Source organism: Arcicella lustrica, assembly GCF_034930985.1.
Classification (GTDB): domain Bacteria; phylum Bacteroidota; class Bacteroidia; order Cytophagales; family Spirosomataceae; genus Arcicella; species Arcicella lustrica.
The window spans coordinates 52,997-66,417 of record NZ_JAYGIM010000008.1 but is presented as its reverse complement, the minus strand read 5'-3'; the positions used below and the strand labels follow the sequence as shown (position 1 = coordinate 66,417).

Below are 13,421 nucleotides of genomic sequence, written 5' to 3'. Positions count from 1 at the left end.
CACTTTTATTGTACTTGAGAATTAACATTTATTTATTCGGCAAAATGTTGAGTGCAGAAAAAGGCTAATTATTCTAATTAAATAAGTCAGATTGAAATGATATTTGGAATACTATTTTATCCTTATTGATAGCAGCGAGCTTACCCAACATATAATTTATTTATAGTTGGCTACAATAAATTTGGAAGAGGAATTTGTGAGATTGGTATTGAGATCCAGTATCCTCTAGCCAATACAATTCGAAGTTCGGCTTTAAAGAGGATACAAGATTTAAAAATGATGAGAAAATACTGTTGAAGCTTTTGAATTACTTAATATTTGTTGCTCTAAACCAAGCCCTCTTTCAATAAATCATGAATGTGTACAAAACCTAATGGTTTGCCGTCTTCTACCACAACTAACTGAGTAATGCTTTTTTCTTGCATTAATTGTAATGCTTCTACAGCAAAAGCATCGGGATGTATTGATTTGGGTGAAACCGTCATAATGTCTTTAGCGGTTAGTCCTGTCAAGTTATCATGAACGTTTAGCATCCTTCGTACGTCACCATCAGTGATAATGCCTGTCACTTGGTTATTTTGATTCACTACTGCTGTGGCTCCTAATCGCTTAGAACTGATTTCTAAAAAGGCATCTTTAATACTTGCGTTTTCAAAAACTAGAGGCAATTCGTGATTTGGATAAATATCTGATACTTTTAAATACAATTTTTTCCCTAAAGCTCCACCCGGATGATACTTGGCAAAATCTTGACTATTGAAGCCTCTACATTCTAACAAACACACAGCAAGGGCATCGCCCAATGCCAAAGCGACGGTGGTACTTGTAGTTGGAGCAAGGTTTAGAATATCCGCTTCTTTTTCGGCTAGTGCGTGCAAAATAAAATCCGCATTTTTACCTAGATAAGAACTTGTATTTGAAACCATTGCGATTAATTTTACACCAGTACGCTTAATAAGAGGTACTAAAATCTTAATTTCGGGCGTATCGCCTGATTTTGAAATGCACATTACGGTGTCGTCCGCTTGAATCATTCCTAGGTCGCCGTGGATAGCATCGGCAGCGTGCATGAACAAAGCGGGAGTTCCTGTTGAATTAAGAGTAGCCACAATTTTCTGTGCGATAATTGCAGATTTGCCAATGCCAGTAATCACAAAGCGCCCTTTGGCGTTAAGTAGGTGATTTACACATGATTCAAAGGAAGAATCAATTGTTGATACGATTTTCAGGATTGCATTTGCTTCTTCCTGTAAAACTTTTTTTGCAGTTGATTGGATATTTTTTACTAATTTCAATGTTAGAAACAGTTTTTCAAGACTGATTTTGTGTTAAATTTATTACAAAGATAAAGGATTATTAACCACCATATTAATCAAAAAACCTTTTATAAGTTTCAAAAACAATGAGTGTCACACAAGAAACCACCGACTTTTTAAAAGAGAAACTCAAAGAGACTTTTGGATTTTCCCAGTTCCGTGGTGAACAAGAAGATATTATAAAAAATACTCTCTCTGGCGAGAATACTTTTGTAATCATGCCAACGGGTGCAGGGAAATCATTATGTTATCAAATGCCTGCCATTGCGATGGAAGGTACTGCTATTGTTATTTCGCCTTTGATTGCCCTGATGAAAAATCAGGTTGACCAAATGAACGCTTTTGGAATCAATGCTCAATTCTTGAATTCATCATTGAACCGTGCTGAAATGACGAAAGTTAAAAATGCGGTTATCAGCGGAGAGGTAAAATTATTATATATCGCTCCTGAATCTTTAACTAAAGAAGATAACTTAGCCTTTTTAAAACAAGCAAAAATCTCTTTTGTAGCTATCGACGAAGCGCATTGTATCTCTGAATGGGGGCATGACTTCCGTCCAGAATATCGCCGTATCCGTTCAATCGTTGAGAGTATCAACATTAAATTGCCTATTATTGCCCTTACAGCAACGGCTACTCCAAAAGTTCAACAGGACATCCAGAAGAACTTAAATATGGACGATGCTCGTTTGTTTAAATCTTCTTTCAATCGTAAAAACCTTTATTACGAAATCCGTGCGAAGCGTGATGATGTTGATAAACAAATTATCAAATACATCAAGGCTAATCATGGAAAATCAGGAATTATCTATTGTTTAAGCCGTAAGAAAGTAGAAGAAATCGCTAATTTATTAAATGTAAATGGTGTGAGAGCTTTGCCTTATCATGCTGGGTTAGATGGCGATGTTCGTATGGCTAATCAAGAGGCTTTCTTGAACGAAGAAACAGATGTAATGGTAGCAACTATCGCTTTCGGAATGGGAATCGATAAACCAGATGTTCGTTTTGTGATTCACTATGATGCGCCAAAGTCATTAGAAGGTTATTACCAAGAAACGGGTAGAGCTGGGCGTGATGGTTTGGATGGTACTTGTATCATGTTTTATGCAAAAGAAGATATCAATAAATTAGATAAATTCAATAAAGATAAAACTATTACTGAGCGTGATACTGCCCGTATGCTTTTGCACGAAATGGTGCATTATGCTAATTTGGGTACTTGCCGCCGTCGCCAATTATTAAATTACTTCGGGGAACACGTTGATAAAGACTGTGGTTTCTGTGATAACTGTAACAAACCAACGCCAAAATATAAAGTAGAAGAAGCCGTAGTATTGGCTTTGAAAACTGTTGAGTTAACTGGCGAACGTTTTGATGCACAACATATTGCCGATATTTTGATGGGTTATAAAAGCCAATATGTTGGTAGTTATGAACACAACAAAATTGAAACTTTTGGAAAAGCGAAATCATTGTTCAAACTCAATGCAGATGAGGATGAAGATGATGACGACGAAGATGATGACGAAGTAGAATTTTCTGATGAGGAAGATGAGGATGGCAATCCGATTCCGAAACAAAAGAAAGCTAAACCTGCTGCGAAATCTAAGAGTAGAAAAAATGCAGAACCTGAACCGATTGAACAATGCGTTTCGATGGTACGTCAGATTGCGGTTTTAGGTTTCTTAGAAAAAGACGTCGAGAATTATGGAGTCTTGAAAGTTTCTGAAAAAGGAAAAGAGTACTTGAAAGACCCTTATCCATTAACACTTTCAAAAGACCACGATTACGAAAACGAGAAAATAGAAGAAGACGAAGAAAAAGAAGCCGCTTCAGGTAGCGGGTCTTATGATGTAGCCTTGTTCGAATTGTTGAAAAACCTTCGTAAAAAGCTTGCGAAAGAGAAAAACTTACCACCTTATGTAATCTTCCAAGATCCATCTTTGGAAGAAATGGCAACTACTTATCCAACTACGAAAGATGAGATGGCTCAAATCAACGGTGTTGGTATGGGTAAAGTAGTGAAATTTGGTCGTCAGTTTATAGATTTAATTAAGAAGTACGTTGAAGATAACGAGATTGAAACCGCTACGGAAGTAGTGGTGAAATCGGCAGTAAATAAATCAAAAATCAAAATTCATATCATCCAACAAGTAGATAGAAAAGTAGATTTAGACATTATTGCTGATCAGAAAGAACTTTCGATGGCAGAATTGATTGAAGAAATCGAACATATTTGTTATTCTGGAACAAAACTAAATCTTGATTATTATATTAATCAAGTAGTTGAGCCCGATAAACAAGAAGAAATTTTCGAATACTTCATGGAAGCAGAGTCAGACAATATTGCTCTTGCCATGGACGAATGTAATATTGATGATATTACAGAAGAGGAATTAAGATTAATGAGAATTAAATTTTTAAGTGAAGTAGGCAACTAATGCAAGGAAATTAATCCTTGAAAATTAATAAAATTGCTTAATGAAGTTTTCCAATGATTCACTGAATCATTGGAAAACCAGAAAATAACAATCAATGAATACACTAATTTTAGGCTCTGGCGGACGTGAACACGCTTTTGCTTGGAGAATAACCCAGAGTACACTTTGTGATAAATTGTTTGTAGCACCAGGTAATGCTGGTACTGCTCAGATTGCTACAAACTTACCTATTTCATATAATGATTTTGAGAAAATAGCCGAGGCTGTTTTAGAAAATGATATTGAGTTAGTGATAGTTGGGCCTGAAGAGCCTTTAGTAAAAGGAGTAAGAGATTATTTTCAATCGAGAGAAGAATTGAAACACATTCTAATGGTTGGTCCAGATGCACATGGAGCGATGTTGGAAGGGTCAAAAGATTTCTCGAAAAACTTTATGGTAAAGTACGGAGTTCCAACGGCGAAATCTGAGACTTTTACTAAAGATACGCTTGAAGATGGTTTAAAATATTTAGAAGCTCAGAAGTTACCTATCGTTTTAAAAGCAGATGGACTAGCGGCTGGAAAAGGAGTAATTATTGCACTTTCATTAGACGAAGCTAAAGAATCATTAACAGAAATGTTAGTCGATGCCAAATTTGGCGATGCTAGTAGCAAAGTAGTCATTGAAGAGTTTTTAACAGGAATTGAGCTTTCAGTTTTTGTATTGACCGATGGCGATTCTTACAAAATTTTACCTGAAGCCAAAGATTACAAACGTATTGGCGAAGGCGATACTGGTTTAAATACTGGTGGAATGGGTGCTGTTTCGCCTGTTCCATTTGCTACGGCAAAATTCATGGATGCGGTAGAAAACCAAGTAATCAAACCAACAATGGCTGGTTTGAAAGCCGAAGGAATAAAATACAATGGTTTTATCTTTATTGGTTTGATGAATCACGAAGGAGAACCTTATGTGATTGAATACAATGCTCGTATGGGCGACCCTGAAACAGAAGTAGTTTTACCAAGAATTGAGTCTGATTTCTTAGCCTTGATGATTGCTACGGCTAAAAATAAACTTCATGAAGCCGATTTCACCGTGAGCAAACAACATGCTGTAACAACGGTTGTTGTAGCTGGCGGTTATCCTGGCGACTACAGAAAAGGTGATGTAATTGTAGGCTATGATTCAGTAAAAGATGCTACAATTTTTCATGCAGGAACTAAGCCAGAAAATGGTTTGGTACTTACGAATGGTGGTAGAGTAATGGCATTAACTGGAATGTCGAATACTTTAGAAAAAGCCATTCAAAAATCTCAAAAAGCTGCCCAAGATGTGCTTTTTGATGGAAAATATTATCGAAAAGATATTGGGTTAGATGTGTTGAGGTATTAATTATACTTAGTTAATAAACACATAAAGTAGAATGATTTTTTCATTCTCTCCTTAAATTATGGGATGTAAATCTTGCTCCTCAGGAAGCTGCGGAACTAAAAATAAAAGCGATGGTGCTGTAGGAGGTTGTCAAAACAACGGCGCTTGCGGTACTGGAGGTTGCAATAAAATGAACGTATTCGACTGGCTGTCGAATATGGACATTCCTACTTTTAGTAAATTCAATGTTGTAGAAGTAAAATTTAAAGGTGGTAGAAAAGAATACTTTCGTAATACAAACCAAATTGAACTTTACGCTGGCGATCCTGTAATTGTTGATGTTCCGAGTGGACATCATCTTGGCTTTGTGTCTTTACAAGGCGAATTGGTTCGTTTACAAATGTTGAAAAAAGGGCTGAAAGATAATGAAGAAATAAAAGTTATCTATCGAAAAGCCAATGAAAAAGACCTTGAAAAACATGATCAAGCCGTTGCTCGTGATTATCCGACAATGTACCGTACTCGTGAAATTATCAAGGACTTAAAACTGAACATGAAGCTCTCGGATGTTGAGTTTCAATCAGATAATACGAAAGCCATTTTTTATTACTCTTCGGACGACCGTGTGGATTTTAGAGAGTTAATCAAAATGCTGGCTGGAGAATTTAAAGTAAGGGTTGAAATGAAACAAATTTCTCTTCGCCAAGAAGCTGCCAGAGTAGGCGGAATCGGTGTATGTGGAAGAGAATTATGTTGCTCTACTTGGTTGACCGACTTCAAAAATGTTACTACTTCGGCCGCTCGTTATCAAAATCTTTCCTTAAATCCTGTAAAACTTTCTGGTCAATGTGGGCGATTAAAATGTTGCTTGAACTATGAATTAGAAACTTATATGGATGCTTTGAAGGATATTCCAACGATTGAGAAATCGCTTCAAACCATTAAAGGAGAAGCTTTTTTGCAGAAAACGGATATTTTCAAAAGAGTTATGTGGTTTGGCTACAGAGGCGAAGAAAGTAACTGGATTCCTGTAACGGTTGATAGAGTAAAGGAAATTATGACCTTGAATGAAAAGGGCATAAAACCACAGACTATCGATGGTGCTGAATCTGCCAAAATTGAAATGGAAATCGAAAAAGGTACTGGTCCATTGAATGCCGATTTGGATAAAATGGATAGAAAGTACGGCGGAAATGGTGGCAAGAAAAACTTTGATAAGAAAAAAGGAGATCGTCCAGATTTTAAATCAGAGAAAAGAGATACTCCTCGTCCTGAACGTGAACGCAGAGATTTCAAACAAGAAAAAAGAGGAGAAGTAAAGCCTGAGCAACGTCCTGTAAAAGTTGAAGATAAAGTACAGGCAGAAAAACCTGTTCATCAACCAAAACAACAAGGTCAGAAACCGCAAGAGCAAAAGCCAGCGCATCCTAAGAATAACCAAAGACCGCATCATCAGAAAGGTCCGAAACCACAACAACAGCCGAACCAAGCAGCTAATGTAGCGGACGCTCAGGAAAAGCCAGCAGCGCAAGCGCAACAGCCAAAAGCGAACAATAATAATCAGGGAAATAGAAAGCCCAACCATCAAAAACAGAATCGTCCGCCACAAAATCGGAACAATAACCGTAACAATGACGATAACAAAGCAGTCTAGCGATATGTGGAGCAAAAAATATCTAGTTAATAAAGTCATTGCAGAATTGTTCAGCAAGTCTAAAAACTTACTGAATGTTCAAATAATGGCTTTGTTAACTATTTGTTTGTTCACGCTTTCATCTTGTGATACCAACACAATTTTAAAAGATAATTACGACATTCCAGATGCCAAGTGGTTTATCAAGGATGCACCGACTTTTACTTTTGAAGTAAAAGATGCTAAATCGACTTACAATGTGTTTTATACCATTCGTAATAATCGCTCGTATCCATATTACAATTTGTACTTAACACATTATTTAAGTACAGATGCTGGAAAAGTAATTCATCAGAAATTGGATGAAGTAATTTTATTCGACCAAACTTCTGGGCGACCTTTAGGCGAAGGACTGGGTGATATTTACGACCATAAAGTACTTGTCTTTAAAGATTTTCGATTCCCTAAGAATGGAAAATATAAAATCCAGATTCGCCAGTACATGCGACAAGACCCACTTTTAGATATAGTAAGTGCAGGCTTTTCGATTGAAAAAGTGATTCATTAATTTTTAAATCGATAAGTAATCGTAAAGAGAAACTTAGCCATGCAAAAATTTCTTCCTTTATTTCCGCTCAATTTGGTAGTTTATCCGATGGAGGCGCTCAATCTTCACATTTTCGAACCACGCTATCGTGAATTAATCAATGAATGTTTAGAGAAGGGAACAACCTTCGGGATTCCTACTTTTATGGATGGAAAATTACCGGGATTTGGAACAGAAGTAAAAATCATCGCTTTGTCAAAACGCTTTGATGATGGACGAATGGACATTAAAACCGAAGGTGTTAGAACATTCAGAATCATAGATTTTCAGAATCCAGTTCCTCAAAAAATGTATGCAGGTGGCGTGCTAGAAATGTTGCCAGAAGCAGAAATTCGCCCAACAGTAATGCTTGGTTTATTGGAAAGAGTAAAGGTTTTATACCGCCTTTTAGAAGAAGAAAATACTTTTGATATGAATAAAGCTCAACCTTATTCGTATCAGATTGCCCATAAAATTGGCTTGACTTTAGAAGAAGAATATCAGTTGCTAAAAATGCCAACTGAAGCCGAGCGACAAGGCTTTTTAATTCAACATTTAGAGAGAGTAATTTCTGTTTTGCAAGAAGTAGAAAAAACAAAAGAAAGAATCAGAATGAATGGACATTTCAAGAATTTGGATCCATTGAATTTCTAAGAAACTAAATTCTATAATCTATTCACGATTAATTTTTAAAAATTACAAAAATGAAGATTGCTGTTTGGCATAATTTACATAGTGGTGGAGGTAGTAGAGCCTTGCAGTATCACATTTTGGGTTTAATAGAGCGTGGACATCAAGTAGAGGTTTGGGCAGTAAATCCTGATGCAAACGGCTTTATGAAATTGCCAGCGAGTGTAAAACTTCATGCTGTTCCAGCAGTTCATTCTAAAGCTAATCCTAGTTTTAAAGAAAAAATCTCCTTACTTTTTTTCGAGAAAGAAGCCAATATGTTGGCGATGGAAGCACATTGTCAGCAATGTGCAGATGAAATTCATGCCGGGAATTTTGATGTATTATTTGCCAATAGTTGTTCGTATTACGCTGTTCCTTTTATTGGAAGATTTGTGAAAATTCCAAAAGTTTTGTACTTGGGCGAACCTATGCGTTTTTTGTACGAAGCCATGCCAAAGCAAGTTTGGGAAGCGCCAAATAGAACGCAAAGTAAATTTAGTCTTGAGTATTGGACGCACACTTTTGCCAGTGCTTGGCGTTTGAACAGATTCCGTACTTTTGTGCGTGAAGAATGGAAAAACTATCAAGCTTTTGATAAAGTATTAGTCAATTCATATTTTTCTGCCGAGAGTTGCCAAAGAGTATATGCTTTGCCTTCTGAGGTTTGTTACTTGGGTGTTGATACTACATTGTTTCATCCTTCAAATGAAAAGACAAATCAGGAGCAATATGTGGTAGGTTTAGGAAGTTTTATGTCGCATAAAAATCCAGAATTTGCGATTAGAGCTTTGGGTTTAATTAAACAAAATCGCCCGAAATTACTTTGGATTGGCAATATGGCTACCGATGAGTATTGGAACGAAATGTCTAATCTTGCGCAGTCGCTGAATGTGGAAATTGAACTAAAGAAAATGGTTTCTGATGAAGAATTGATACAATTGCTTAGTAATGCAGTTTGTATGGTTTATACTTCAAAATTAGAACCTTTTGGTTTTGCGCCACTTGAAGCCAACGCCTGTGGAACGCCCGTTGTTGCCGTTGCAGAAGGAGGCGTTCGTGAAACGGTTATTCATGGAAAAAATGGATTTTTGACCAATAATAAAGCAAGTGAATTGGCTTTTTATGTTGAAAAACTAATTGCAGATAAAGAACTCAGACAAGAAATGTCAGGCTTCGCTTTACAAAATGTTAGAGAAAATTGGTCTTTACAGGCTGGTTCAGAAAGACTTAATACTGCATTAACCGAAGTGGTGAATCAATAAAAATCGTCTTCTTCAATCTGATAAACCTTCAAGAAATGTCTCATATTTTCCTTGAATCTCAACTCAGAAAGACTTTCGTCAATAGCTTTAATTGATTTTTTGAGTTGATTTACTTCTTTATTAAATTTCATTTTCATTGTTTTGGCATCTCCACCATAACGTTTCAATAGGTTTGAACCATTGTTGGTAATTGGATTTTGATTATACAATTCCCAAAGATTGGCTTCCAATTCATTGATTTGTTCTTTCAACAATTTATTGAAGTATTTCAATTGTTCGTCAGCCATCGTAAGCGAAGCCACGTCGGTGTTCATCAATGAAACTTTAAGGCGAAGTAATTCAAACAAATCATCTTTTTCATAAGCAGCCGTTACTTGCTTCATGATTTCCGTTTTACGGATACGTTCAGCTTCATCTTTTTCACGGTCGGGATGAAAACTTTTCACCAAATCTGTATAAATGCTTCTTGCCGTTTTACTGATGTTTTTAGCTTCTTCTTTTAGTTTTTGTTCTTTTGCTAACTGCTTTTCAGTTTTTGTATTAATTGTTTTTTGAGTCTCATCATTTGCTTGCTTTTCAGCCAGTTTCTGCTGAAACAAATCTTGTAATTCTTTAGGATTATTGATGTTTAATTCCTCTTTATCTAATTCCAATCCGTAGAACGATTGCATCATTTTTTTCATCGTTTCCGCACTGTCTTTTTCATATTCCTCGCTGATTTCCTCGTAAGTTCCAGTATCATTATACTTATTAAAAATCGGTATCAATTCTTCTTTTCCTGCTTTTTCGATTAGCTCAACAGATTTTTCTAAGATAAAATGTGCTATTTTATCTTTTTCATGAAACTTGAAAAATGGGTCTTCATAATGTTTATCAAAAACATAAACCAAGTCCACAATTTTGTTGGTATGTTTTCTTTCGAGTGGCACAATTTCCGTTTGAAAAAAATGCTCTATTTGTTGAATCTGAACTTTATCGTTTGCCAATCTTACTTTTAACTCATCAATTTTCTGAATATAAGTATTAAACTGTTTTTGAAGTTTAGACAGATTTTTCTCAGCTTTTTTGGTAAGAATTAAGCTATTAAGATTTGACATACGTCTTTTGTTTTAAAATGAAGGATTCGTTGCTACAAATTTACTTTATTTTAAAAGTAAAGTATTCATCAATGGTGATAATCAAGAAAGGGTGGAGTATAAAATTGAGTTTTTATCGAATTAGTTTAACTTTGTCGATATAAATTAAATTGATATGGAAGACAGTACTAAGCTGAAATTGGATGTAAAACATTCTAGGATTCAAGCAATTGTTGAAGGAAAATGCCCACAATGTAGAGAAGGGAAAATGTTTATGTATCCGTTTTGGCAAATCGGAAAATTTGATAAAATGCACGATAATTGTCCGGTATGTAATCTGCGTTTTGAAGTAGAACCGGGCTTTTGGTATGGAGCAATGTTTATCAGTTATGCTATCAATGTGGCTTTTTTGGCATTTTTAGGTGTTGCTATTTTCTTCGTTTTCAATGACCCGCCGATACTTTATTATATCATTCCGATAACAGTACTTTCTTTGGCGGCTGTACCTTTTAATTTTAGGGCTTCACGTTCATTGTTCATCCATTTATTTGGTTTTGTAAAGTATAAACCAAGATAATTGAAAAAATGATAGAAATTAGAAAAGCCGATATTACGAAAGATTATGATGGTATTTGGGAAATCTTCCATCAAGTAATTGCTTCTGGAGATACTTATGTTATTTCGCCTGATACGCCTAAATCAGCTTTAACCAAACATTGGTTTGCCGATTATATGTTTACTTATGTGGCGCTTGAAGATGGTGTAATTTGTGGTACTTATATCATTAAGCCAAATCAAATAGATTTGGGTTCGCATATTGCCAATGGTTCTTATATGGTTCATCCAGCTTTTCAAGGAAAAGGAATTGGGAGAATTTTGGGAGAACATTCTTTGCAAGAAGCTAAAGCTTTAGGTTTTAAAGCGATGCAATTTAATATTGTGGTTAGCACCAATACTTATGCCGTAAAATTGTGGCAAAAGATAGGTTTTCAGATTATGTGTACTCTTCCAAAAGCATTCAATCATCAGCAATTAGGTTTGGTTGATGCTTATGTGATGTATCAATCTTTGGAGGAATAAATTTTGATAAAAGTATAAAAACAAAGCGCTCAGAATAAGAAATTCTGAGCGCTTTGTTTTTATTAAGAGAATGTTATTTTATGATATAATCATTAATCTCTATTCTCAATTTTGTTCAAATCTACTTTTGGTTTCTTTCCTAATGAATTAATCCAAGAAGCAATTTTCAACACATCCGCTTTAGGAACGTGTGTCATTGAAGCCATTTCTGTAGCATAATCTGGCCAGTTTTCTGGTTTTGGATGATACACTAATTCTAAAATTTGTTCATTGGTATAATTTCTTTTTGCTACTTCTGTGAATGGAGGACCAACAACTCTCGTCGCTTCTGCATGGCAACTTGTGCAAGCGTGTTTTTTTAATAATGAAGCTACTTGTTTGGTATCAACAAGATTCCCTACAACTACTTTTTCTTTTTTCGCAGGCAAAGTAGCAGGTTTTACTGGAGCGACTGGAGTAGCCTTTGTTGTAATTTTTGCCAATTCTCCAGCTGGAATATCATTCAAAGTATAATAACTGATGTCGTGCAATAAAGGCTGTCCTTCATCATTTACTAAACCAGAAGCCAAGATTTCATGGATATAACCTTTGCGAAGATTGTCCATTACCAAACGTACTTTTAGACGGTCTTCTGATACAATTACGCCTCTAAGTGGAGTTTTTTCTTGATTGATAATTGGACTTCCGTATTGGTGATGATATTTGTACGTAAAGCTTTTCAGTTCGTAACTCGCTAAATCTTGGGCAGATTTAAGATTTACAGGTTGTGTAAATTCTACTTCAAAACCATCTGGCATAGCGTGAACATTTTTCATTTCGAAAGGAGTTCTTCCGTTCCAAACCAAACGCTGAATACCAAACAAAGCTTTTCCTGTTGAACCCCAACCTCTTGACGTCATCCCAACAAAAATGGAACCATCATTTCCCCATCTAGCACGAACTGTTCCAGATTGGAAACCTTCACGGAAAGGATAACAAGCACCTTGATATTTGCCATTTACTTTTTCTAAGCTCATTCTCATGGCTTTTGATTGCCCTTGGTCAAACACAATGTATTGGCCTTGGAATGGACCAAACTTTCCATTTGTTTCATCTTCAATCATATCAGCTGTTGAAATTCCCATCAAAGCGTGTGGAAACCAAACGGCTGGTAATTTTAAAGCTTTTACTTTTTTAGCGGCTTCATACATTGGCTCGCCAGTGTCTGGAATATCTGCTTTTGTTAATTTCAAGGGAGAATCTGGTTCTTTTGTCCAGAATAATCCGCCTGCATTTCCAGCAAAATCTCCTTTTTCTAAATGAGTAATTCTACCAGAACCTACCCAGTCGCCTTGGTTTTCACCATAAAGTACATCGCCATTTGAATTCACCGTAAAACCTGCTGGCGAACGCAAACCTGTAGCCACTGGCTCAAGCGTTCCGTCTTTTTTTACTTTTACTAACCAACCACGCCATTTTGCTAATTTTCCTTCGCCATAACCAACCCAAGCTACGTTAAAAGTAAGATACATATCGCCGTTTTTATCGAAAACTGGACCATAAGAGTACTCATGGTAGTTTCCAGATAAATCCCAATTGGCTACAGATTCATAAATGTCTGCTTTGCCATCGGCATTAGTATCTGTCAATTTTGTCAATTCTCCACGTTGGGTACAGTACAAAGAACCTTCATGATAAGCTAAACCCAAAGATTCATGCAAACCGCTGGCAAAAAGCGTATAGCTTGGTCTTGTACCGTTTAGTTGGTAAGGATTTTCGATAATCCATACTTCGCCTCTTCTGGTACAAACGGCTACTCGTCCGTCGGGCATTGGAGCAATTCCACCTGCTTCTAATTTTATTTCGTCAGGAATGGCGATTGTTTTAATTTCGTAAAAATCCTCTTCTGTATAAGGTTTTGGTTTCGTTTGCGCAAATAGTTCTTGAGTTCCGAAACTCAAGAAACCCATCGAAAGCAATATTTTTAATGATATTTTCATTTTTAGATTAATTAATTCTGAT

11 protein-coding genes are annotated in these 13,421 nt (G+C 36.0%); 8 read left to right on the top strand and 3 right to left on the bottom strand.

The genetic code is table 11. The features are described 5' to 3' along the window. Positions 1–326: 326 nt before the first annotated feature. The gene (locus VB798_RS11145) at positions 327–1,295 is read right to left on the bottom strand and encodes a KpsF/GutQ family sugar-phosphate isomerase (protein ID WP_323258553.1); all 969 of its coding nucleotides are present in this window, start codon (positions 1,293–1,295) and stop codon (positions 327–329) included. 107 nt (positions 1,296–1,402) lie between these two features. On the opposite strand from VB798_RS11145, the gene VB798_RS11140 reads away from it, so the two are divergent. The 6 genes from VB798_RS11140 to VB798_RS11115 all read left to right on the top strand — a co-directional run bounded on the left by VB798_RS11140 (position 1,403) and on the right by VB798_RS11115 (position 9,264). Continuing rightward, positions 1,403–3,757 carry a RecQ family ATP-dependent DNA helicase gene (locus VB798_RS11140; RefSeq protein ID WP_323258552.1) on the top strand — a complete coding sequence of 785 codons (2,355 nt, stop codon included), beginning with the start codon at positions 1,403–1,405 and terminating at the stop codon, positions 3,755–3,757. A 94-nt stretch (positions 3,758–3,851) separates the two neighbouring features. Continuing rightward, a complete protein-coding gene (gene purD / locus VB798_RS11135) occupies positions 3,852–5,132 on the top strand; it encodes a phosphoribosylamine--glycine ligase (RefSeq protein WP_323258551.1) in 1,281 nt (426 codons plus the stop codon). A gap of 58 nt (positions 5,133–5,190) precedes the next feature. After that, on the top strand, positions 5,191–6,765 hold the full coding sequence (gene ricT / locus VB798_RS11130; protein WP_323258550.1) for a regulatory iron-sulfur-containing complex subunit RicT: 1,575 nt from the start codon (positions 5,191–5,193) through the stop codon (positions 6,763–6,765). 70 nt (positions 6,766–6,835) lie between these two features. Beyond that, positions 6,836–7,312 carry a gliding motility lipoprotein GldH gene (locus VB798_RS11125; protein WP_456319147.1) on the top strand — a complete coding sequence of 159 codons (477 nt, stop codon included), beginning with the start codon at positions 6,836–6,838 and terminating at the stop codon, positions 7,310–7,312. 39 nt (positions 7,313–7,351) lie between these two features. After that, positions 7,352–7,984, top strand: a complete 633-nt coding sequence (locus tag VB798_RS11120; protein WP_323258548.1) for an LON peptidase substrate-binding domain-containing protein — start codon at positions 7,352–7,354, stop codon at positions 7,982–7,984. Positions 7,985–8,034: 50 nt separating this feature from the next. Beyond that, complete coding sequence (locus VB798_RS11115; RefSeq protein ID WP_323258547.1) at positions 8,035–9,264, top strand: glycosyltransferase family 4 protein; 1,230 nt, start codon at positions 8,035–8,037, stop codon at positions 9,262–9,264. Here the strand turns inward: VB798_RS11115 and VB798_RS11110 are convergent. Further along, a complete protein-coding gene (locus VB798_RS11110) occupies positions 9,258–10,361 on the bottom strand; it encodes a hypothetical protein (protein WP_323258546.1) in 1,104 nt (367 codons plus the stop codon). The two genes, VB798_RS11115 and VB798_RS11110, sit on opposite strands and share 7 nt — an antisense overlap. A 154-nt stretch (positions 10,362–10,515) precedes the next feature. On the opposite strand from VB798_RS11110, the gene VB798_RS11105 reads away from it, so the two are divergent. Together VB798_RS11105 and VB798_RS11100 are read left to right on the top strand one after the other, a co-directional pair. After that, positions 10,516–10,917 carry a DUF983 domain-containing protein gene (locus tag VB798_RS11105; RefSeq protein ID WP_323258545.1) on the top strand — a complete coding sequence of 134 codons (402 nt, stop codon included), beginning with the start codon at positions 10,516–10,518 and terminating at the stop codon, positions 10,915–10,917. An 8-nt stretch (positions 10,918–10,925) separates the two neighbouring features. Further along, entirely contained in the window at positions 10,926–11,420 is a 495-nt protein-coding gene (locus VB798_RS11100; RefSeq protein ID WP_323258544.1) for a GNAT family N-acetyltransferase, read from the top strand. Positions 11,421–11,512: 92 nt separating this feature from the next. Here the strand turns inward: VB798_RS11100 and VB798_RS11095 are convergent, their stop codons facing one another. Next, the gene (locus VB798_RS11095; protein WP_323258543.1) at positions 11,513–13,399 is read right to left on the bottom strand and encodes a hypothetical protein; all 1,887 of its coding nucleotides are present in this window, start codon (positions 13,397–13,399) and stop codon (positions 11,513–11,515) included. Between the last annotated feature and the right edge of the window lie 22 nt (positions 13,400–13,421).